Raw genomic sequence first — 20,936 nt, forward strand, 5'->3', positions numbered from 1 at the left:
CTCCTTCAATGACGGTGCTCGCGGTAACATGAGTCAAAATCGGAAGCGTTCGGACGGAATTAGAACGTCACGAACAGCCGGGGCGCGAAGTCCTGCAGAACGGCTGGAGCCGGGACGTGCACCGAGCCGTCCGCGCGGCGTTCAAGCGCGCGAACCATCGCGCGCGCTCGGCGGTATCGTGCGGGCCATCAGCAGCGTGCTGACCGTCGCCCTCGTACTCATGCTGCTCATCGGCGGCACGTCGTTCCTCATTTTCCATCAATTCGAAAGCCCTGGTCCGCTGCCGCAGGAGCGCACGGTTATCATTCCCAAGGGCGAGGGGCGCATTGCGATTGCCGAACGGCTGGAGCGCGAAGGCGTTATCACGAACCGCTGGACGTTCGTCGGCGGCTATCTGCTTCAAGGGTTTCTCGGCGGCCACAAGGGCGGCGAGCTGAAAGCCGGCGAGTACCAAATCAAAGAACACGCCTCGATGCGGGACGTGATCGATACGCTCGCGGAGGGCAAGTCGATCCTCTACAAGACGACGATGCCTGAAGGGCTGACGAGCGAGCAGATCGTCGAACGCCTGAAAGCCGAGCCGAACCTCAGCGGTGAGATCTCGAGCGTGCCGCCGGAAGGGACGCTGCTTCCCGATACCTATTATTTCTCGAAGGGTGCCTCGCGGAACGAGATTCTCGACCGCATGCGGGTCGGCATGGAGAAGGCGTTGGGGCAGCTCTGGGATGAGCGCGATCCCGACCTTCCCGTGCGATCGACGGATGAACTCGTGACGTTCGCGTCGATCGTCGAAAAAGAAACGGGGCGCGCCGATGAGCGCGACCGGGTCGCCGCCGTTTTCTATAATCGTCTGCGCAAGGGCATGCGGTTGCAGTCGGATCCGACGATCATCTATGGCATTGTCGGCGGCCAGGGCGCGCTCGGCCGCGGCATCACCAAGGCGGATATCGAGACCAAGTCGCCCTACAACACATACCAGATCAACGGACTGCCGCCGGGGCCGATTTGTAATCCCGGGAAATCGGCGCTTCTTGCTGCGCTGCATCCAGCGAAAACGGGCGATCTTTATTTCGTTGCCGACGGCACGGGCGGTCACACGTTCTCGGAGACGCTCAAAGAACACAACAACGCCGTCCAGAAATGGCGGCAGGTCGAAAAGCAAAAAGCTCAGAACGCAGCCGATCAGGACGACGATGCTGCGCCGATCCCAACTGCCAAAACCGCAAAAACCAGCACGTCCAAAGGGCAGAAATCGGCGAAGGCAACGACGCCGGCCTCAGGGGCGAGCGACGGCGATGGCGACGACTCTTCGCCGTCAGATACAGCTAACGACGCCTCGGGCATGCCGCTTCCTGTCCGCAAACCGAAGCGACAGTAACCTTCAGCCGGACGAGCCATCAGATATAGTTGGCGGATGCGATCCGAGCCGTTAAGTTGCGGCCCGCGTAAACCCACCCGTCGGCGAGACATTCCCCTATGACCATATCCAGCATGACGGGATTTGCCCGCGTCGACGGCATGACCGATGGCCTCGCCTGGACGTGGGAGGCTCGCAGCGTCAACGGCCGCGGGCTTGATGTCCGCTTGCGCTTGCCGCCGGGCTATGAAGCTCTGGAGCTGCCGGCGCGCGAAGCTGTCGCCAAGCGGCTGGCGCGCGGGAATGTCTCGATTTCGCTGAGCCTCGAAAAGCAGCAGACGAACGGCTCGGTCCGCTTGAACGAAGCGGTGCTTCAGGATGTTATCAAGGCCGCCGAGCGCGTAACGGCGCTGTCGGGGGCATCGGCGCCCGATGCGGCCCAGCTGATGATGATCAAAGGCGTTCTGGAAGCGGCCGACCAGATGGCTGAAGCCAGCGACGTACGTGCGGCGCGGGAGAGAGCGCTCCTGAAGAGCCTGGAGGCTGCGCTCGACAAACTGGCTGAAGCACGGCGCGCCGAGGGCACGCGCTTGCACGACATTGTCATTGAGCAGCTTATTCAGATCGAACGGCTGGGGTCCGATGTGCGCGCCTCACCGTCGCGCACACCGGAGGCTATCGTCGCGCGTCTCAAGGATGCGATTACCCGCCTGTTCGATACGACGGCGCCGCTCGATGTGGAACGACTGCATCAGGAAGCCATGCTGCTCGCAACGCGCGCCGATGTGGAGGAGGAACTGCAGCGGCTTTCGGCGCATGTGTCGGGTGCGCGGGAAATTCTGGCGGAAAACGGCGCGGTTGGCCGCAAGCTCGATTTCCTGGCGCAGGAATTTAATCGCGAAGCCAATACGCTGTGCTCGAAAGCCAATGCGGTCGACGTCACCCGGCTGGGTCTACAACTCAAAACGATTATCGACCAGTTCCGCGAACAAGTGCAAAACGTCGAATAACATGAGCAAGAGCGCGGAAGAGAGACCTAGCAGCACCGCCGTCGCCGAGCCGCACATCGCGCGCCGGGGACTGCTTTACATCGTCTCGTCGCCATCAGGCGCGGGCAAGACAACGCTGGCGCGGCGGGTGCTGGAGGCCGACGCCAACGTCGAGATGTCGGTTTCGGTGACGACGCGCGCCCCGCGGCCCGGCGAGCAAAACGGCGTCGACTATCACTTTGTGGACCACGCTGCTTTCGAGCGGATGAAAGAGCGCGACGAACTGCTCGAATGGGCGCGGGTGTTCGACAACTATTACGGCACGCCGCGGGCGCCGGTCGAAGCCGCCATTCGCAGCGGCAAGGACGTGCTGTTCGACATCGACTGGCAGGGCGCGCAGCAGCTTTCCGAGAAGATGCCGGGCGACGTGGTTCGCGTGTTCGTCTTGCCGCCGTCTGGCAATGTGCTCGAAGAGCGGCTGAAGACGCGGGCGCAGGATCCGCCGGACATCGTTGCGAAGCGCATGGCGGCTGCATCGTCCGAGATCAGTCACTGGCCGGAATACGACTACGTGATTGTGAATGCGCACGTTGAAGCGAGCGTGGCGTCGGCGCTCGCAATCCTAACCGCCGAGCGGCTGAAACGAGGGCGGCTGCTGGGGCTCTCGGAATTCGTGCGGACCTTGCAGGTGGCGCTCTAAGCCGTCGAAGCTTCGCTTTCGTCGAGCACCAGAGCCAATCGCGCGAAATCCGCAACCGACAGCTCTTCGGCGCGGCGTTCGGGCGCCAATTGCGCACGCTGCAGAAGCAATTCAGGAAACGCGGTGATCTGTTTTAGGCTCGAACGCAGCATCTTGCGGCGCTGTCCGAAGGCGGCCGCGGTGACGCGTGCCAGCGTTTTCACGCGGCAGGCGGGCTGTGGCGATGCGATGGGGCAAAACTCGACAATGGCGGAGGAAACTTTCGGCGGGGGCGTGAAGGCTTCGGGCGGGAGGTTCATCACAATCCGAGCTTCCGTGCGCCACTGCGCCAGCACCGAAAGGCGACCGTAGGCTTTTGACTTCGGTTGCGCAACGATGCGCTCGGCGACCTCGCGTTGGAACATCAGCACCATGCGGTCGTACCACGGCGGCCAAGGTTCCGTTTCCAGCCAGTTCACGAGCAGCAGCGAGGCGACGCCGTAAGGCAGGTTCGCAACGATCGAAGCGGACGGGGCATCGCCGAGCAACGGCCGCCAATCGACGTCCAGCGCGTCGGCGGGATGGACATCGAGGCGGCCGGGATAGCGCGCGGACACTTCGGCCAGCGCCGGCAGGCAGCGATCATCACGCTCGATGGCGATTACATGCTTTGCACCTTCCATTAGAAGAGCGCGCGTCAGTCCGCCGGGGCCGGGACCAATCTCTACAATTGTTCGTTCGCTCAGGTCGCCGGCGAGGCGCGCGATCTTACGGGTGAGGTTGAGATCGAGCAGGAAGTTCTGGCCGAGTGACTTCTTGGCGTTGAGACCATAGCGCTCGATGACAGTGCGTAGGGGCGGGAGGTCATCTGGCCCATTGGCAGCGCTCATGGTGTTGCTGCAGCGCGGCGGCGGGCGCTCATGTCGGCTGCGAGCTTCAGCGCAGCCTTGAGGCTCGACGCGGAGGCGACGCCTTTTCCCGCAATCGAAAACGCCGTGCCGTGGTCGGGCGAGGTGCGCACGAAAGGCAATCCGAGCGTAACGTTGACTCCCTCGTCGAAGGCGAGCGTCTTGATCGGGATGAGGCCCTGATCATGATACATCGCGAGCGCCGCATCGTAGGTCTTGCGGGCGGCCTCGTGAAACATGGTATCGGCGGCAGTGGGACCGGTCGCGTCGATGCCCTCGGCGCGCAGTCGCTCGACGGTAGGGCGGACGATGTCGCGATCTTCCGTGCCCAGGGCGCCGTCTTCGCCCGCATGCGGATTAAGGCCGGCGAGGGAGAGGCGTGGTTTCTCGATGCCGAAGTCGCGCTGCAAGGCCGCGTGGACGATGCGCGCCGTGCTGACGATCTTGTCGGTCGTGAGAAGAGAAGGAACGTCCTTCAAAGGCACGTGGATCGTCACAGGCACGACGCGAAGCACGGGCGCGGCGATCATCATCACGGGTTCGGCGGGCTCGGACGGCCAGAACTCGTTTGCGAGCGCGCCGAGAAATTCGGTATGGCCGGGATGCTCGAAGCCTGCTTCGTAGAGAACCGACTTGGCGATCGGGTTGGTGACGACGGCTGCGGCGCGACCTGCTGCAACGTCAGCCACCGCCCGCCGGATCGCCTGGATCGTCGCCTCGCCGTTGGCGACGTCAGGGCTGCCCGCGATGGCAGGCGCCGACAGCGGAACCGGAACGACCGGCAGGGCATCGGGGAAGACCAGCGCAGCCGCGCCGGCATTCGCAACCGGCATGATCGCGGTTTCAGGATCGAGCGCGGAGGCGCGGGCCAGTGCGCGCATCAGTTCGATATCGGCATAGATCGCAAAAGGCGGGATCGCGTCGGCAGAACGGTCCTGCCAGGCGCGCAGCGCCAGTTCGGGACCGATACCGGCAGGATCGCCCATCGTCAGGGCAAGGGGAGGCATGAAGATAGGGGGCAGCTTGTGTAAATCCGAGTGAGGGAGCGCCTGGCCCTCTACTTGGAGCCGACGTCGATACGGTACTCGATGTGGGCGTCCTCACGCAAATCCTTGAGATAGCGCTTGGCCATCAGCTCGAACTCTTTCTGCTTCAGCTCGCCTTCGGCCTGGTTGCGCTGGACCTCAGACGCCTTGACGGCATCGCGGCCGCAGACGACCCATAGCTCGATGGCGCCGTTGTTCACGGCGGGCGGCAGCATTTCGCCGTTGGCAGCGTTAAGGAGCAGGGTGCGGGTCGGCTCAGGGATGGTCGCGGGCCGCTGCTTGCCTAGGTTTTCGAAGCGGGCGCCGGTGACTCCCATTGCCGCCTGCGCCGTCGACTGGCAGCCGGTGAATTTCTGCCGGATCTTGTCGGCGTCCTGGATGCGCGCCGCGATGCCGTGCTCCTCGATCTTAGCCGGCATGGCGATGCGGATGCGCTGAAGCTGCAACTCGATATCGTCGTTGGCGGATGTGGCCGAGGCGACGAGCTTATCGACGTCCCGGTTCGACACGTTGATCAAAGGCGCGAATTTTTTCTTCACGACCTCGTTCCAAGATAGCGTCGCACGGATGCGGGTCTTGATGGGTTCGAGGCTGCCGCCGATCTGCTTCTGGAACTGCTCGATCGTCATCTTGTTGCGTTCGGCGATGCTCTTGACGATCATGTCGATCTGAGAGTCCTCGATCGTCACACTTTGGCGTTTTGCTTCCTGCGTCTTGAGGCGGTCGTCGATCAATTCTTCCAGAGCTTGCTTTTTCATCGCCGGCAGGGCTGATGCGCGGGCGCTTTCGAAGGCCCGGCGCTGCAGGCTCATGCCGTATTCCTTCTTGCGTTGCTCGAAGATGGCGATGATCTGCTCACGCGATTTGCCTTGGTTGTCGCGCGCCGTCTGCTGCAGGATTTCCTTCAGATGCTCCGACGTTCTCGGGTCCTTGATGATGGCTTGGAAGTTGGCTTTCGCCTGGGTCTGAATATTCGTGCCGCTGAGCATCATGGCGCGCTGGTCGACTTCATAACCGGTGATCGGCTCGTCGTTGACGAGGGCGACGATCGAGCGCTGCTCAGCCGTGGGCGGGCCGGACATGTCGCGGCTCGCCGTAGCAGCGCTGCCGGGATCGATGGATTTCTTGCCATGCCGTTTCTGGCCCTTGCCGGTGTCGGGCAAGGTATCGCCGATCGACGGCTTCTGCGCTGCCGCAGGGGTGCCGTCGCCGGTGACGGCGACCGTTCCGTTCTGAGCCGCGGCCGAGATCGAAAAGGCGATGCAGGCGGCAGCGGCCAGCGCACAGCGCCTGATGTTTCCGGATCCGAGGGTTCCGGACAATCCTGCAGTCATGCTCCGTCTCAGCGGCATGCGTTAACGACACCCTGTAGCGTTCGATTCGGCCACGTGGAGCATAGCCCGGCCCCACCTGTTCAACCGGCCTTATCCACATCAAGAGTGGCCAAAATCCGGTTTTCGCGCTGTTTTCGAACTCAAGGTTCAGGACCAGCACGAACAGGGATCAGTTGGTGCGCTGGTCGCCACCCAGATTGAAGTCGGTTCCCGTCGAGGTCGCGAAGTCACCGAGGTGCTTGAACTCGAAGCGCAGCATGATCGTCTGATCAGGCTCGATCGATTCATCCGAGTAGTTCGACTGGATGTAGGACGCGGTCAGGGCGAAGCAGTCGTCGACATACTTCAAATTGACACTGTCATAGCGGAAGTTGCCTTCCTGGAGGTTGTAGCGAGACGATCCGCCGATGCTCCAGCGGTTGGTGAGCTGCAGGGTGGCTGCCGCCAAGACTTCTTCTTCACGCGAGAGCGTGGCGATGGTGTAGGGGTTCTCGGGATCGGTGAACAGCGCGTCGGCATCGTAGGAGTAGCCAGCCTGAACCGATAACGGACCCCAGCTCGTGATCATGGACGAGTCCATCCGCTTCAAAGCGAACGTCGATTGGTCGAACCGGCTCTGTGAGATGATGCGGAAGTTGCTCAGCGGCGCGATGTAAGCACCGATCACGTAGTCCGAGCGATCGGTCTCGAGGCCATTATAGGGATTGAAGACGTAGTTGCCGTCGGCGTTGCGGCCGGGGTTGAGATAAATGTTGTCGCCCGACAGATGATAGCTCTGACCGGCGAGGAAGCGGGCATAGCCGCCGTCATTGGACTGGAACGTGTACTGCAGACCGGCATTGACGCGCGTGCCCGTCTCGATGCGGTCATAGCCCGAGAATTTCGAGGTCGAGAACAGGTTGGTGTCGTCAAACACGAGGCTCTGCGCGTCTTCGTCGGGTAGACGGCGCTGCGGAATGCTCTCCTGGTGCGCCACGATCTGGCCGATCGGCTCGATGATGTGCGTGCCGGCGGCGTTCGTCGCGGCCCAGGGATAAGACACGGTCATGCCGCCGTCGACGATACCGCGCGTGACGGTGTCGGAGAAGACCTGGGACGACTCGACTGCGGTACCGGCTTGGTTCAGCACAACGCTTTGAGGGTTCGTCGCGTTGTCATACTGATAGACGTCGCCGCGGATATCCGCGAATGGCGTGTAGCTGATGCCGATGGCGTCCGTCAGGCGGCGTCGCCATTTGAGTTCGCTGACGATGCGGTTGACGTTCTCATCTGTCTGGCGGCCGGTCATTGGATCGACGAGGGCGCCATCCGCGCGCGTGAAGCTCAGGATATTGGTGTTCCACCTGAGCTCACCGCCGACCACGGGGTCCTTGAAGACATAATTGTAGTCGATGATCGGGTGCGTGTAGCTCTCGGTCTGCTGCGTGTCATTCGTGAGCAGGCCGCCGAACTGATAAAGCTTGGCGCTGAAGTAATTGCGGTCGGACTGGCCGGTCAAATAGATCTGGTTGACGCGGTCAGTGACGAGGATGCTGTCAAGCTTATAGAAGCGGCGGAACTGGTCGTCGCTTTCCACGATCGCGTCCCAGCCGAACTTCCACCAGCTCGACAACGAGAACTGACCATGCGTCTCGACGCTGCCGCGCAGGCCATCGAGATCTTTGTTGTCGGCCGGCGCGCCTGGGAGATCGCGATAATTTTGGTCGATGCCCGCGAGACGAACATTGAACTGGCCGTTGGCCAGCCGTTGCCGCCACTCGGCCTTCATCATCAAGCCCTGATCGCTGAAATAGATGGGCTCAAGCGTCGCGTCGTAGTTCGGCGCGAGGTTGAAGAAATAAGGGATGCCGGTGATGTAGCCGAGCGTCGAGGAGTGGCCGTAGTCAGGCGTCAGGAAACCCGATTTCCGCTTCACGGTCGGATCAGGGCTCTGGAAGTAGGGCAGGTAAAAGATCGGCTGGCCGTAGATCTCGAAGTAGGCGTCCTGGTAGGTGAGCGTTGCGGCCGACTGATCGTGGATGATGCGCGTCGCGCTGATACACCAGAGCGGCGGCGTGCCACCGTCGCTTTGGCACGGCGTGAAGCGGCCGTTGTGGAACTCCGTGATGTTGCCTTCGCGCCGGGTCGCGCGGTCAGCGGAGATGTGCGATTTGTCCTTCGACGTGATCGAAAGCGCAGACACGAAGCCGTCACGGAAGTCGTCGGTCAGGGTGTAGCGGTCAGCGTGGACGATGTTGCCCTGAGGCTCTTTCAGCGTAACGTTGCCGATGGCCGTCAGCGTGCCGGCGCTTTGATCGTAAACGACTTCGTCGGCGGTCAGGATGTAGTTGTTGTAGAAAATCTCGACGTTGCCGCGTGAAATGACGCGGTCGCCGGACTTGTCGTAGATCAGCTGATCGCCCTGGAGACGCATCGGCTGAGCGCGGTCGAGATTGGTATTGATCTTGCCGAAAATCGCACTCGGCGAGTTGGCCGCGCCGAACGATGAATTGGCGGATGATTTCTTTTTGCTGCCACCCAGTGTGCCGCCGGGATCGGTGACCTGGGCGTCGTAGGTTTGAGCGCCCGCACGTGGGGCGAATTCGGTGGCTGCGCTGACGAGCGTCAGGACGCACAGAAGCGCACGAGCGATCCCGCCCACCTTCCGGTGGCGAGAACCCTCGCGTGACGACCCGCAACCCTCATGCGGTGTCCGCGCTTCACGCATCACTCAGCCATCCTCCTGGTGCAACAGCACCGTAGTCGAGATGATCAGAATAAGGATCACAGGCACCCACGCAGCAACCCACGCCGGCGCAAGCCCCGCGATCCCAATTTGTCTCGCAATTTCCGAGAACAAGAAGAAACTAACCCCACCGATCATCCCTGTCGTAACCATAGTCTGGATGCCACCAGAGCGGAATGACCGCAATGACACAGTGGCCGCCAAAAGGACCATCGCCATGCACAGGAGCGGACGAACCAGTAGCGACTGATACTGAACGCGCAGTCGCTCCGTCGAAAGTCCAGCTTTATCAGCAGCTTCTATGAGTTCTGGCAGGTCCCAGAACGAGACCGAAAAAACGGTGCCGAGGGCCTCTTGTACACGGTCCGGCGTCAGGTAAGTGGATACAAGGTACGATTTGAATTTTTCGGGCTGCTGGCCGAGGCGTGAAACCCATGCATCCTTGAGGTCCCAGTAGCCGTCTTTGAGCTCGGCTTCGCTGGCGTCGACACGCTCTGAGAAGTGCCCCTGACGATCATAAGCGAGGATCATCACGCCCGTCAGCGTCAGGCCTCGGTTCGACGCCGCCGCGGCGCCGAGAACCGATTCCCCATCGACGCCATCCTGTCGGATCCACGAGCCACCGCCTTGGGCACGTAATAGGTTGTTGTCGTTGCCGAACGCTTTGGCAAACACCTTTTCGGACTTGGCGCGGCCTTTGGCGGCCAGCGGGTTGTAGACCGTAACGCCCAGCACGCCGACGACGAGGCCGACGATCAGTCCGGGCACCAGAAATTGCCAGACGGACATGCCGCCCGCGCGCATGACGGCGAGTTCGCTTTTGCGATTGAGGTGGAGGAGGGCGGCCAGCGCGCCGACGAGCACGGCGAACCCGAGCAGGAACTCGACATAGGCTCCGAGACGCAGCATGGCGATCAGGACGAGCGTGTGTGCCGGGACGTTGCCGAACTTGCTCGATTGGCGGAGCAACTCGACAAAGTCGATCATGAAGATGAGCATTGCACAGACCGCGAGCGTCGAGGTGATCGCGACCAAAAACATCTTGGCAATGTAACGCCAGAGTATGAACGAGTTCCTCATGACGCGAATTTCCGGCGCGGCATGACAAGGCGAATGATGTTGGCCCAGATGGCCGCGCCGGTATCAAGGAACAGTCCAACGATGCGGGATGTACGGCGTTGCCGATCGGCGCGCTTGATGATGAGCAGAGACAGGATGATTGCTGAAATCGGCGTCCCGTAGAGGAAAAACAGCATCGTCGGATTGCGCGCGACGGCGCTGTTCAACGCCAAGCCTGCCATCCGGCATGCCGCGCCGAGCAAGAAGGTGAGAACGAGGCTTTGCATTCGGCTCGAACGGGTTGAGCGCGCCTGGCCGACAAAAGCAATGATAAGGAACGCGAATGCGATCGGGTAAAGCGGACTGACGAGACGCTCGTTGATCTCGGCGCGGAACTGTCCGGCTTGGTTTTTATAGAGCTTGCTGTCCGGGTCGGGATGCACCAGTTCATTCCAATAGCGCTCACGCGGCTTCAGCTCGCCCGAGCCATCACTCTGGGGCTCGAACTGATCGAGATCGACGATGTATTTGTCAAAGGCGATGATCTGCGGCGGGCCTTCGGCATCGGAGCGGCGAATGATGTGGCCGGTCGTCATGACGAGGTAGGCGGTGCCGTCCTGCTTCACGATAGTGCCGTGCTCGGCGAGGTAGGTCTGCGATTGCGCCTTGTTGCGCGTGTCGTTCATGACCAGACCCAAAAGCTCGCCGTCTGCGGACCGGTCGCGGATATGAAACATCAAATCTTGCTCGGGGCTTGAAAAGCGGCCGGGCTGAATGACTTGTGTCAGTAGATCGCTGCGCACCTGGACCATGTACTCGCGCAGCAAGCGCATGCTCCACGGCTGCGCGAAGTGGCTGACCAGGGCCAAGAAAATGCTGACGAGGAATGCCAGGAGGAGGAGGGGGCGGGCCACCGTCCATACCGTCGAACCGGCAGCAGAAAGGACGATCAGCTCGCTGTCGGTGTTCAGCCGGTTGAGGGTCTGAAGGGCGCCGATCAGCAGCGAGAACGGCGCGATGATCGCCATGAGGTTCGGTACCGCGAGAGACGTGACGCGGACGAGCATCCAGGTGTCCTGACCCTGGCTGGTCACGACGTTGAACTGGCGCAGAGCCAGCGCGATCCAAACGATACCGGTCAAAGATATGAGTATCAGCAGGAACGAACTCGCCGCCTGCCGGAACACATATCTTGAGAAAATTCGCATGCCTTAGCCGTCCCCGCTTCCGTCACCCGACAGAAGCTCCCCCCCGCTGTCACCGCCGGCTTCCGCAGTGATCCCTTCCGGCTCCCATACCACAGTGGCAGAATTTCGGCTGTTCAGAGTTGTCCCGCCGTGCGATATATTACAAAAAACCTACTTGCATCGCAGATAGTTAGGCCGTTTGAGGGCCTTAGCCGGAATTGCCTGCACAACGGCTTGCTTGCCACGCCTTTGCGAACGACTAAGTTGTGCGCGGCCATGCTGCCCCGTCCCGCCCGCCTTGACCAGGCCCGCGAGTCGTCCCGTGGATCGGCGTCCGCGTCCAGCCCCTGCTTTTCTCATCCCGGATCGGGATCTCATCTTAACTTGGAGTCGTCTTGAAAATGTCCGATCGCTTCGAAATTGCCTTTGCGCCTCTCAGTGCCGAACCGGAGACGGTGACCGTCGTATTCGCGGGCGATGGACTGGTGCTCGGCACGCGGGCGCGCGAGTTTGATACGAAGTCCGCAAGCGCGATCAGCAAGGCCGCTGCAGCCGCCGACTTCAAAGGCAAATACAAGTCGTCAATCGAAATTCTGGCGCCCGCAAAGCTCGGAATTGACCGGCTTATTCTAAGCGGCGTCGGCAAGGCGGGTGCACTGACCGAGCAGCAGGCCATCGATCTTGGCGGCGCGGTGCTGGCGGCGATCCAGGCGCGCAAGGGCAACACGGCATGTGTGATCGTCGACGTCGAAGGGACCGAGACGCTGTCGGCGGATGAGATCGCGGCGCTCATTGCCCAGGGCGCCATGCTGCGCCACTACAACTTCAAAAAGTACATGACGAAGAAGTCCGGCGATGAGAATGCGGACAAGGATGGGCTGAAGAAGCTCGTCATCCAGGTGCCGCATCCGGACAAGGCGAAAGCTGCCTTCCAACCGCTCAAGGCCGTCGCCAACGGCGTCAACCTGGCGCGCGATCTCGTCAACGAGCCGGCCAACATCCTTGGTCCGGTCGAACTCGCAGAGAAAACGAAAGCGCTCGAAAAGCTCGGTGTTGACGTCGAAATTCTCGATGTGAAAGACATGGAGAAGCTCGGCATGGGCTCGCTGCTGTCGGTCGGCCAAGGTAGCGTGCGGCCGTCGCGGCTTGCCGTCATGGTGTGGAACGGCGCCAAGGGATCGAAGAAGCAGAAGCCGATCTGCTTCGTGGGCAAGGGCGTTGTGTTCGACACAGGAGGCATCTCGATCAAGCCTGCAGCCGGCATGGAAGACATGAAGGGCGACATGGGTGGCGCAGCAGCCGTGATCGGGACGATGCACGCGCTTGCCGAACGCAAGGCCAACGTCAATGCCGTCGGTCTCGTCGGCTGCGTGGAGAACATGCCGTCCGGCAACGCGACCCGTCCGGGCGATATCGTCACCTCGATGTCGGGCCAGACGATCGAAGTCATCAACACGGACGCCGAAGGCCGCCTCGTGCTCGCCGATGTGCTCTGGTACGCGCAGGAGCAATTCAAGCCGAAGCTCGTCATCGACCTCGCGACGCTGACGGGCGCGATCATGGTTGCGCTCGGCAAGGAGTATGCGGGTCTGTTCTCCAATGAGGACAAGCTCGCCGATGAACTCCTGGCGGCGTCACGCGCGACCGGCGAGAAGCTGTGGCGGATGCCGCTCGATAAAGCCTTCGACAAGGCGATGGATTCGAAAAACGCCGATATGAAGAATGCGGGCGGCCGCTGGGCTGGTGCAGCAACGGCCGCGGCCTTCCTGCAGCGCTTCATCCAGAAGGATACGCCCTGGAGCCACATCGACCTTGCCGGCACGGCGATGGACGGCAGCCGTAACGACATCAACCAGAGTTGGGGCGCCGGCTGGGGCGTGCGGCTGCTCAACGCGTTCGTCGCGGAGCATCACGAAAAGGGCGAGAAGTAATTTCAGCGGCCGAGCCAATTCGGTTCATCTGAGTTGGCTCGACACTTTGTATCATTTTGAAACACATACCTCTCCTGTGCTTTGTTTCCATAATACATATTATGCGAAATTGATGCGGAATGCTGGAATGGTCGATTGCTGGCCGCGGCTCGATTTCAATCGGCGCTGAGAATTGTCGACTTCCGATACCAGAACGGAAATGGCGCTCCGATGATGAGCATGACGAACGCCAGGATTGCGTTGCGCAGCGGACGCCTTTCAAAAGCGGTGCTCTCAATCGAGGTGTAACCCGGCACAGTTTCGCCGCTCGCAATGAGGCGCTGGGCATCGGCAAGGTCATCCTCGTTGACGAGGAAAGATACGCCGCCGTAGAGGATCGCGAACTGCGGTGCTTGGCAAACGATGTCCTTCCCTGCAAGGACGAAGCGAATGCCGTGGGCATCGAGCAAGCTCTCGATGACAATCGCCTCCGGCAGCATCAGCGTGGTATGCGCGATCCGAATCGGCATCGTTGTCTCTCGCGGCTAAGGTTCCCTTCGTTCGAGCGTTCGAATGCCTTCGGCGATCAAGACCGCATAAAGCGCCAGCACGAAGCCCGACAGCATGTTGACCGATACGACGGCGCCGATGGCTTGTGCCAGAGACGGATCGAACACCCAGGACAGCATTCTGACGACGATATCGTCGAAGCTCTGTTTCAAGAGGAACAGGAACTCGCTCGCCTGCTCCATGGTCGGCTTCGCTGGCAGATCGAACGTGGCGCGCGTTGCGAGTTCGGTGATGCCCGGCGCGGGAATGAACGTCAGCCCCGCGGAGAAGACCAGCCCGAGCGGCGCGGCGAGACGGAAGTAGCCCCAACGCAGCGGCCGGGCCTTCAGGCGGTCCATCAGGAAGCGGACGACCTGGACGCCGAGAAAGAGTGAAACGGCGAAGATGATTGCGACGAGTTTCAGGCGCTCCTGATCGGTGCCGAGAAACGTCAGCAGGCCGACGACGCCCGCCAGGATCGCCTTGGTGACGGACTCGATGACGCCGACCGCGACGATGAAGATGATCGAGCGGCCCGGCGTGCGGTCGAAGTAAAACGGGAACTCATACTTGAGGCGCGCGATTTCGAGCGCGGCACCGACGGCCAAGGCAATCAGCGCCGTTCCGGCCGCAAAGATCAAGGGCGCGGTGAAACCTGCCCAAGCGACGGCGCAGATCGCCGCCAGCTCCAGCACCATCGTCAGGCCATTGAAGAGAATGTGCATGGCCGTCCCTCATCCCCGTACAAAGACTAGCAGACGCCGTGGCCTCAGCAAGCTCCGGCGGCAAAGTCTGTGCCCCTCGTCTTCTGGTCGCAGACGGCGTCGGTAGCCCGATGGCGTGTGGTCGATTAGTGTCCGGCCCGACCACATAGAGGACGGACATGGCGAACACCATGAAACCTTCGCGCGATATTGCGCGGCTTATCGAGATCATGGCGGCGCTGCGGACGCCCGTCACAGGCTGCCCCTGGGATCTCGAACAGACGTTCGAGACGATTGCACCATACACGATCGAGGAAGCTTACGAAGTTGCAGACGCCATCGAGCGACGTGACCTTGCCGACCTCAAGGATGAGCTTGGCGATCTCCTGCTTCAGATTGTCTATCATTCCCGGCTTGCGGAAGAGCAAGGCGCGTTTGCTTTCGGCGATGTCGTTGAGGCCGTGACGAAGAAGATGATCCGCCGGCATCCGCACGTTTTCGGCGACGGCACAGCGCGCGATCCGTCTGCCATCAAGGCGACTTGGGATCAGCTCAAGGCGGAGGAACGCGCCGAGAAAGCTGCGGAACGGGCGCGTCTCTCTGGCGGCAATACAACCTCTGCGGACGGACCCGTTACGCTGGCCGACGTCCCCCCTACCCTCCCTGCTTTGACGCGCGCAACCAAGTTGCAGCACAAAGCCGCGAAGGTCGGCTTCGACTGGCCGAACCTGCTGCCGGTGTTCGACAAGCTGAAGGAAGAGATTCAGGAATTTGAAGAGGTCGCCCTTCCCCACGATCCTCGCGGGGGGTTTTTGTCGGCGCCTTCCGACTCGCGTTCCGCGAGCCGGCCGGAAGGCGCAGCGTCCGGCGGCCGGCTCTCCGGAGGAGAGTCGCCGGGCGCCAACAAAGACTCCGCGATCAAAGAAGAGTTTGGCGACATCCTATTCGTGATGGCGAACATCGCGCGGCATCTCGATATCAATCCGGAGGATGCGTTGCGCGGGGCGAACCGGAAATTCATTCGCCGTTTCGCCCACATCGAAAAGGTGCTGGCGGAACGCGGCAAGACACCGTCGCAATCGACACTCGAGGAGATGGACGCGCTCTGGGACGAAGCGAAGGCGCTGGAGAAAAGCTAACGTCCGTTCGACGCGCGGATGTGTTGCGCGATGTGTTCAGGGCGGAAACCCAGACCCAAGACACGAGCAGTAAAGCGTGACAGAAACGGAAACGTCTCCACGAGCCGGACAAACCCCGGCGGCTTGAGCGGCCCTGTTGCTTTGAGGGCTTTCGAAATCACGCTGTTCTGAATGGCAAGCTGCAGGCGTTGAGTTGCGACCGTCGGAAATGTCCGGCGCGATTGGATCACTCTCAAATCGCTCATCTGCAGATCGCCCTCTTTCAGCGGCTGCCAGAGCCTGTTGGCGGCGGCGACCGCATCCTGTACCGCCAGATTGACGCCGACGCCGCCAATCGGGCTCATGGCGTGCGCCGCGTCGCCGATGCAGAGGAAGCCTGGTTTCGACCAAGTCTTCAGGCGATCGACGGCAACCGTCAGCAGCTTGACGTGATCCCAATCGGGAATGTCGTTCGCACGCGCCGGGTCGAATGGAAGAAGTGCGCCGACCGATTTGCGAAACGCTTCAAGACCGGCGGTTCGTGTCGCCGCGTCGCCGCCTTTCGGAATGATATACGCACACTGCCAATAGTCGCCGCGCGGGATCATGATGAAGATGTGGCCCCCCTCGAAGCGCCCTGCCACATCCCCCGCGTCGATCGGAAGCCGCGGCAGGCGAAACCACATCACATCCATCGGCGCGCCAAAGTTTTCCGGCACAAACCCAGCGGCTGCACGCAGCGTGCTGTTACGGCCGTCAGCGGCGATGACGAGATCGGCTTTGATCGTGAGCGGACCGGAGGGCGAATTCGCCGTGACGCCCGTAACGCGGTCGCCGTCGTAGATGAGGCCAGTCGCCTCCGTGCTCATCTTCAGATCGAAGCCCGGATAAGTCCGGCCCTTTTCGGCGAGAAAGTTCAGAAAATCCCATTGCGGCATCAACGCTATGAATTTCGTCGTGATCGGCAGGTGGCTGAAGTCCGCCATCTCGACGCACGTATCGCCGAACTGCATGGAAAGGCGCTGCACTTCCTGATGCGGGAGCTTGAGGAATTCGTCGAGCCAGCCCAGCTCTTCCATCATGCGCAACGTCGAGGGATGGATCGTATCGCCACGGAAATCGCGGAAGAAATCGGCGTGCTTTTCGAGAACGCAGACCTTCACTCCGGCACGCGCCAGGAGTACCCCGAGCATCATGCCCGCCGGGCCGCCGCCCGTCACGCAACAGGTCACGCGCTGATCCATGAGGATCGAGCTTATACGGATATTCCGTTCTTGCGAAGCTGCCCGATCACGCGATTTTTCTTTTCGCTCGGAATTCGGAGTCGAAGTTCAAGACTGCCATCTTTGCGGGCTTCGCGAGCAAGCACGTCTGTCGTCTCATGCAGCCAATTGAGCAACGCCCCGGCGCTTCCGGGAACGATGACGTCGATGATCTCATCGGAAGCGCCAAGGTGCGTGTCGATGGTTTCGAGCAGCGGCGCCATCCCCTCCCCTGTCTCGGCCGAGACGAGGACCGGCGGGCGGGCATTGCGTTGGACTTCGTGTTGTAGCTCGGAGCGGCGATCGCTCGAAAGCAGATCGATTTTGTTCCAGACTTCGAGGATGTTGCTTTCGATCGGCAGCGTGTCGATGCCAAGCTCAGACAGCACCTTTTCGACATCCTGCGCCTGCGCTTCCGTTTCCTCATGCGCAATGTCGCGAACGTGGAGAATGAGATCGGCTTCGACAACCTCTTCTAGCGTGGCGCGAAACGCGGCGACGAGCATGGTCGGCAAATCGGAGATGAAGCCGACGGTATCCGATAGGATGATGCGGCGCGCGCTCGGCAGCTTCACTTCGCGCATGGTCGGATCGAGCGTCGCGAATACCTGATCCATCGCAACAACGCCGGCGCCAGTGATCTTGTTGAAGAGCGTCGACTTGCCCGCGTTCGTGTAGCCGACGATGGCGACGATTGGATACGGCACCTTGCGTCGTCCCTTGCGATGCAGGTCGCGGGTTTTGACGACATCGGCGAGGTCCTTCTTGATCGCATCGATGCGATCCTGAAGCATGCGGCGGTCGAGTTCGATCTGAGCTTCACCGGGGCCGCCGAGAAAGCCGCCGCCGCCGCGCTGACGCTCCAAGTGCGTCCAGGCGCGAACCAGTCGGCCCTTCTGATACGTCAGATGTGCAAGCTCAACCTGCAGCACGCCTTCGCGCGTTCGCGCCCGCTCGCCGAAGATTTCGAGAATGAGTCCGGTGCGGTCGAGAACTTTGGCGTTCCACGCCTTCTCGAGATTGCGCTGCTGCACCGGCGTGATGTTGTAGTCGACGACGACGAGGCCGATTTCAAGCTCGGCAACGCGGTCCTTTATTTCCTCGACTTTGCCCGAGCCTAGAAGCGTGGACGGACGCGGCTCGGCGATCGGCACGACGGCCGAGTCGATGATGTCGAGGTCGATCGCCTTCGCGAGACCGACAGCTTCCGCCAGTCGATTTTCAGGACTGTGGATCGGCGCATCGGCATTCGCGACCCCGCGCGCCTTCAACGGACGCTTCAGCGCGGGCACAAGGACAAGTGTTCGCGTTCTCGGTGCCCGCGTTTCTTCGGAGGCTTTTCGACGTTTGCGCTTTCCCTCGCCCTCGCGCCGTTCGTCTTCGCCGTTTTCAGGGCGCGCGATCAACCGGCTCCGCTCTCATCCTGATCGTTGAGATTGACCGGACCGCCCGGCATGATCGTCGAGATCGCGTGCTTGTAGACAAGCTGGGAATGGCCGTCGCGGCGGAGCAGGACGCAGAAATTGTCGAACCAGCTCACGATGCCTTGGAGTTTCACGCCATTGATGAGGAAGATCGTCAGGGGCGTTTTATTCTTGCGGACATAATTTAAAAATGTGTCCTGCAGGTTCTGAGGTTTTTCGGCCGCCATTGTTGTTGTCCGTTTTTATCTCGACGTCTTGATAGGCGTCTTGTCTGAAACGTGGGGCGCTGTCACGTTTGGAAAGCAACGAAGCGCCGCAACGGTTTCGATTTCACCGGGGGTGCGATGACGATCGAAGCGACGGCACTCTACATCCATTGATGCTTCGCACAATGCGGCAACGTTCGCACTACCCCTCTGAAATTTCAGCAACATGATGAAATCTCAAGCGTAGCTGGCGCGCCAGTGGGCCCGGACGGCCGTCGGCTACTGGACTGCCGTCAATATTGACCACCGGCATGACGATATTCGTAGCGGACGTCACAAACGCTTCCCGGGCGCGCAAGGCTTCCTCTTTCCCGAAGGCGCGTTCTTCGATTTTCAATCCCTCAGCCTTGGCGACGTCCATGACGGTAGCGCGGGTGACGCCGGGAAGAATATGGGGGCCGAGCGGGCGCGTAATCAGCGCTCCATCAGACGATACGATCCAGGCGTTACTTGACGCGCCCTCTGTCACATTTCCTTCGGCATCGACGAACCAGGCTTCCTTGGCCCCGTTTCTGCGCGCCTCATCCTTGGCGAGAACGGCGGGAAGCAACATCACGGTCTTGATATCGCAGCGGCCCCAGCGATTGTCTGGAATGGTTTTAACGGCGATCCCCGTCTTGGCGAGCTCGGCCGACCAGCCCTTGCGTTGGGCGCGCGCCAGAATGACGAGGGTCGGAGCAGTTCCGGCCGACGGCAGGGCAAAATCCCTCGGGCCGGCGCCGCGTGTCACCTGCATATAGACGATGCCGTCGCGGATGCGGTTACGGCGGATTACCTGTCCGATCACTTGCATCAGAGCAGCGTCCGACATTGGCGGTGCGATGCGAAGCTCCCACAGAGACCGGGCCAGTCGGGCGAGATGGCGGGTTGCATCAACCAGATGGCCATCGAGCACCTCGATGACCTCATAGATGGAATCGGCAAATTGAAAGCCGCGGTCCTCGGTGTGAACTGCGGCTTCCGCATAGCGCTGGTAGGCGCCATTGACGTAGACGATGCGGGTCAAGCGCGGCTCCTAGGAGGCGGAACGCAGATCGCCGCTTCGCTGCTCGGACGAGACGCCCAGCGCCCGAAGCTTGCGGTGAAGTGCAGAACGCTCCATGCCGACGAACTCCGCAGTGCGGGAAATATTCCCGCCGAAACGGTTAATCTGCGCCAGCAGATATTCGCGCTCGAAGATTTCACGGGCTTCGCGCAACGGCAGCGACATCAGATGCTCGGCCCCGCCGTTCACGGGCAGCGGCACGTTCGAACCGATTTCTTCAGGCAGCATGTCGGCCGTGATCGCCGCGCCCGCTTCGCCGCCCGCAAGGATCAGCAGGCGCTCGACGTTATTGCGCAACTCGCGGACGTTGCCCGGCCAGTCGTGCGCCTGCAGCACCGCGATAGCGTCTTCGCCGATACGGCGCGGCGCGAGGCCCGATGTCTGCGCGACCTGCCCGATGAAGTACTGGATCAGTTCGGGAATATCTTCCCGGCGCTCGGCAAGGCTCGGCACGCGAAGCGTCACGACGTTGAGACGATGATAGAGATCTTCGCGGAAGCGGCCTTCGCGAATGTCCTGCTCCAAATCGCGCGAGGTCGACGAGATGATGCGGACATCGACCGACACCTTCTGCGAGCCGCCAAGACGCAAGAACTTCTGCTCGACCAGAACGCGCAGGATCTTGCCCTGCGTTTCCATCGGCATGTCGGCGACTTCGTCGATGTAGAGTGTGCCGGTGTGGGCTTCTTCGAGCGCGCCGACCTTGCGTGGGCCACCGGTGCGGTCCTCGGTTCCAAACAGCTCCTCCTCGACGCGATCTGGCACCATGGCGGCTGCGTTCAGCACGACGAACGGGCCGTCGGCGCGGAGCGACTTCTGGTGCAGAACGCGGGCCGCGAGTTCCTTGCCGGAGCCCGACGCGCCGCGCAGCATGATGCGACTGTTCGTCGGCCCGGCCTTGTCGATGTTGTTCTTGAGCTGATTGATCGCGGGCGACTTGCCGATCATCTCGGCCGAGACGACCGAGCGCTCTTTCAGCTCTTTCACTTCGCGCTTCAACTGCGAGGCCTCGAGAGCGCGCAAAGCCACAAGCACGAGGCGGTCGGACTTGAAGGGCTTCTCGATGTAGTCATACGCGCCGCGCTTGATCGCGGTCACGGCCGTTTCGATGTTGCCGTGTCCGGAGATGATGACGACGGGAAGATCGGGATACGTCCGCTTCATCACCGTCAGAACCTCGAGGCCGTCAAGGCGGCTGCCCTGCAGCCAGATGTCGAGGATCACCAGATGCGGCTTGCGGTCTTCGATGGCGCGCAGGGCCTCGTCGCTGTCGCGCGCAAGGCGTGTGCGATGGCCCTCGTCCTGCAGGATGCCCGCGACCAGATCCCGGATATCGGCCTCGTCATCGACGATCAAAATATCAGCTGACATTGC

At 61.4% G+C, this 20,936-nt stretch carries 18 protein-coding genes; 5 read left to right on the forward strand and 13 right to left on the reverse strand.

The features are described from left to right. The first annotated feature begins 28 nt into the window (after positions 1-28). The 3 genes from mltG (at position 29) to gmk (ending at position 3,046) form a co-directional block, all read left to right on the forward strand. Positions 29-1,378, forward strand: coding sequence for an endolytic transglycosylase MltG (mltG, locus tag RLW41_RS20770; protein ID WP_409559914.1), 1,350 nt, complete (start codon positions 29-31; stop codon positions 1,376-1,378). A gap of 98 nt (positions 1,379-1,476) precedes the next feature. Further along, positions 1,477-2,367 carry a YicC/YloC family endoribonuclease gene (locus RLW41_RS20775; protein WP_409559915.1) on the forward strand — a complete coding sequence of 297 codons (891 nt, stop codon included), beginning with the start codon at positions 1,477-1,479 and terminating at the stop codon, positions 2,365-2,367. A gap of 1 nt (position 2,368) precedes the next feature. Beyond that, the gene (gene gmk / locus RLW41_RS20780) at positions 2,369-3,046 is read left to right on the forward strand and encodes a guanylate kinase (protein WP_414462726.1); all 678 of its coding nucleotides are present in this window, start codon (positions 2,369-2,371) and stop codon (positions 3,044-3,046) included. On the opposite strand, the gene rsmA is transcribed toward gmk, so the two are convergent. The 6 genes from rsmA to lptF all read right to left on the reverse strand — a co-directional run bounded on the left by rsmA (position 3,043) and on the right by lptF (position 11,305). Next, positions 3,043-3,915 carry a 16S rRNA (adenine(1518)-N(6)/adenine(1519)-N(6))-dimethyltransferase RsmA gene (gene rsmA / locus RLW41_RS20785; RefSeq protein WP_414462727.1) on the reverse strand — a complete coding sequence of 291 codons (873 nt, stop codon included), beginning with the start codon at positions 3,913-3,915 and terminating at the stop codon, positions 3,043-3,045. The two genes, gmk and rsmA, sit on opposite strands and share 4 nt — an antisense overlap. Next, positions 3,912-4,940 (reverse strand): 4-hydroxythreonine-4-phosphate dehydrogenase PdxA, encoded by a 1,029-nt coding sequence (gene pdxA, locus RLW41_RS20790; protein ID WP_414462728.1) that lies wholly within the window; start codon positions 4,938-4,940, stop codon positions 3,912-3,914. Before pdxA ends, rsmA begins: the two co-directional genes overlap by 4 nt. A gap of 50 nt (positions 4,941-4,990) precedes the next feature. Then, on the reverse strand, positions 4,991-6,313 hold the full coding sequence (locus RLW41_RS20795) for a peptidylprolyl isomerase (protein WP_414462729.1): 1,323 nt from the start codon (positions 6,311-6,313) through the stop codon (positions 4,991-4,993). A gap of 169 nt (positions 6,314-6,482) precedes the next feature. Beyond that, positions 6,483-9,020, reverse strand: a complete 2,538-nt coding sequence (locus tag RLW41_RS20800; RefSeq protein WP_409563261.1) for an LPS-assembly protein LptD — start codon at positions 9,018-9,020, stop codon at positions 6,483-6,485. Between the two features lie 3 nt (positions 9,021-9,023). Continuing rightward, complete coding sequence (gene lptG, locus RLW41_RS20805; protein ID WP_013947684.1) at positions 9,024-10,118, reverse strand: LPS export ABC transporter permease LptG; 1,095 nt, start codon at positions 10,116-10,118, stop codon at positions 9,024-9,026. Continuing rightward, the gene (lptF, locus tag RLW41_RS20810) at positions 10,115-11,305 is read right to left on the reverse strand and encodes an LPS export ABC transporter permease LptF (protein WP_414462730.1); all 1,191 of its coding nucleotides are present in this window, start codon (positions 11,303-11,305) and stop codon (positions 10,115-10,117) included. Before lptF ends, lptG begins: the two co-directional genes overlap by 4 nt. 380 nt (positions 11,306-11,685) lie before the next feature. Here lptF and RLW41_RS20815 point away from each other — a divergent pair, with 380 nt between their 5' ends. Beyond that, positions 11,686-13,215 carry a leucyl aminopeptidase gene (locus tag RLW41_RS20815; RefSeq protein WP_414462731.1) on the forward strand — a complete coding sequence of 510 codons (1,530 nt, stop codon included), beginning with the start codon at positions 11,686-11,688 and terminating at the stop codon, positions 13,213-13,215. Positions 13,216-13,370: 155 nt separating this feature from the next. Here the strand turns inward: RLW41_RS20815 and RLW41_RS20820 are convergent, their stop codons facing one another. Both RLW41_RS20820 and RLW41_RS20825 read right to left on the reverse strand, forming a co-directional pair. Further along, positions 13,371-13,724: a hypothetical protein gene (locus RLW41_RS20820; protein WP_414462732.1), complete on the reverse strand. Its 354-nt coding sequence runs from the start codon at positions 13,722-13,724 to the stop codon at positions 13,371-13,373. Positions 13,725-13,739: 15 nt separating this feature from the next. Next, positions 13,740-14,468: a hypothetical protein gene (locus RLW41_RS20825; RefSeq protein WP_013947689.1), complete on the reverse strand. Its 729-nt coding sequence runs from the start codon at positions 14,466-14,468 to the stop codon at positions 13,740-13,742. Between the two features lie 158 nt (positions 14,469-14,626). Here RLW41_RS20825 and mazG point away from each other — a divergent pair, with 158 nt between their 5' ends. Continuing rightward, positions 14,627-15,586 carry a nucleoside triphosphate pyrophosphohydrolase gene (mazG, locus tag RLW41_RS20830; protein WP_414462733.1) on the forward strand — a complete coding sequence of 320 codons (960 nt, stop codon included), beginning with the start codon at positions 14,627-14,629 and terminating at the stop codon, positions 15,584-15,586. Here the strand turns inward: mazG and RLW41_RS20835 are convergent. The 5 genes from RLW41_RS20835 to RLW41_RS20855 all read right to left on the reverse strand — a co-directional run bounded on the left by RLW41_RS20835 (position 15,583) and on the right by RLW41_RS20855 (position 20,933). Next, positions 15,583-16,809: an FAD-dependent oxidoreductase gene (locus RLW41_RS20835; protein WP_414462734.1), complete on the reverse strand. Its 1,227-nt coding sequence runs from the start codon at positions 16,807-16,809 to the stop codon at positions 15,583-15,585. The genes mazG and RLW41_RS20835 overlap by 4 nt on opposite strands. A gap of 11 nt (positions 16,810-16,820) precedes the next feature. Then, positions 16,821-18,119 carry a GTPase HflX gene (gene hflX / locus RLW41_RS20840; RefSeq protein ID WP_414464625.1) on the reverse strand — a complete coding sequence of 433 codons (1,299 nt, stop codon included), beginning with the start codon at positions 18,117-18,119 and terminating at the stop codon, positions 16,821-16,823. A 110-nt stretch (positions 18,120-18,229) separates the two neighbouring features. Next, positions 18,230-18,478 (reverse strand): RNA chaperone Hfq, encoded by a 249-nt coding sequence (gene hfq / locus RLW41_RS20845; RefSeq protein WP_013947693.1) that lies wholly within the window; start codon positions 18,476-18,478, stop codon positions 18,230-18,232. 181 nt (positions 18,479-18,659) lie between these two features. Continuing rightward, positions 18,660-19,523, reverse strand: a complete 864-nt coding sequence (locus tag RLW41_RS20850; protein WP_414462735.1) for a D-amino-acid transaminase — start codon at positions 19,521-19,523, stop codon at positions 18,660-18,662. Between the two features lie 9 nt (positions 19,524-19,532). Next, positions 19,533-20,933 carry a sigma-54-dependent transcriptional regulator gene (locus RLW41_RS20855; protein WP_013947696.1) on the reverse strand — a complete coding sequence of 467 codons (1,401 nt, stop codon included), beginning with the start codon at positions 20,931-20,933 and terminating at the stop codon, positions 19,533-19,535. Between the last annotated feature and the right edge of the window lie 3 nt (positions 20,934-20,936).

Origin of the sequence: Hyphomicrobium sp. DY-1 (genome assembly GCF_047497105.1) — a bacterium.
Taxonomy (GTDB): Bacteria; Pseudomonadota; Alphaproteobacteria; order Rhizobiales; family Hyphomicrobiaceae; genus Hyphomicrobium_B.

What these genes read in the sequence shown, in the direction of transcription:
- mltG (WP_409559914.1), top strand. Translation starts at nt 29, where the DNA reads ATGAGTCAAAATCGGAAGCGTTCGGACGGAATTAGAACGTCACGAACA.
- RLW41_RS20775 (WP_409559915.1), top strand. Translation starts at nt 1,477, where the DNA reads ATGACCATATCCAGCATGACGGGATTTGCCCGCGTCGACGGCATGACC.
- gmk (WP_414462726.1), top strand. Translation starts at nt 2,369, where the DNA reads ATGAGCAAGAGCGCGGAAGAGAGACCTAGCAGCACCGCCGTCGCCGAG.
- rsmA (WP_414462727.1), bottom strand. Translation starts at nt 3,915, where the DNA reads ATGAGCGCTGCCAATGGGCCAGATGACCTCCCGCCCCTACGCACTGTC.
- pdxA (WP_414462728.1), bottom strand. Translation starts at nt 4,940, where the DNA reads ATGCCTCCCCTTGCCCTGACGATGGGCGATCCTGCCGGTATCGGTCCC.
- RLW41_RS20795 (WP_414462729.1), bottom strand. Translation starts at nt 6,313, where the DNA reads ATGACTGCAGGATTGTCCGGAACCCTCGGATCCGGAAACATCAGGCGC.
- RLW41_RS20800 (WP_409563261.1), bottom strand. Translation starts at nt 9,020, where the DNA reads ATGCGTGAAGCGCGGACACCGCATGAGGGTTGCGGGTCGTCACGCGAG.
- lptG (WP_013947684.1), bottom strand. Translation starts at nt 10,118, where the DNA reads ATGAGGAACTCGTTCATACTCTGGCGTTACATTGCCAAGATGTTTTTG.
- lptF (WP_414462730.1), bottom strand. Translation starts at nt 11,305, where the DNA reads ATGCGAATTTTCTCAAGATATGTGTTCCGGCAGGCGGCGAGTTCGTTC.
- RLW41_RS20815 (WP_414462731.1), top strand. Translation starts at nt 11,686, where the DNA reads ATGTCCGATCGCTTCGAAATTGCCTTTGCGCCTCTCAGTGCCGAACCG.
- RLW41_RS20820 (WP_414462732.1), bottom strand. Translation starts at nt 13,724, where the DNA reads ATGCCGATTCGGATCGCGCATACCACGCTGATGCTGCCGGAGGCGATT.
- RLW41_RS20825 (WP_013947689.1), bottom strand. Translation starts at nt 14,468, where the DNA reads ATGCACATTCTCTTCAATGGCCTGACGATGGTGCTGGAGCTGGCGGCG.
- mazG (WP_414462733.1), top strand. Translation starts at nt 14,627, where the DNA reads ATGGCGAACACCATGAAACCTTCGCGCGATATTGCGCGGCTTATCGAG.
- RLW41_RS20835 (WP_414462734.1), bottom strand. Translation starts at nt 16,809, where the DNA reads ATGGATCAGCGCGTGACCTGTTGCGTGACGGGCGGCGGCCCGGCGGGC.
- hfq (WP_013947693.1), bottom strand. Translation starts at nt 18,478, where the DNA reads ATGGCGGCCGAAAAACCTCAGAACCTGCAGGACACATTTTTAAATTAT.
- RLW41_RS20855 (WP_013947696.1), bottom strand. Translation starts at nt 20,933, where the DNA reads ATGTCAGCTGATATTTTGATCGTCGATGACGAGGCCGATATCCGGGAT.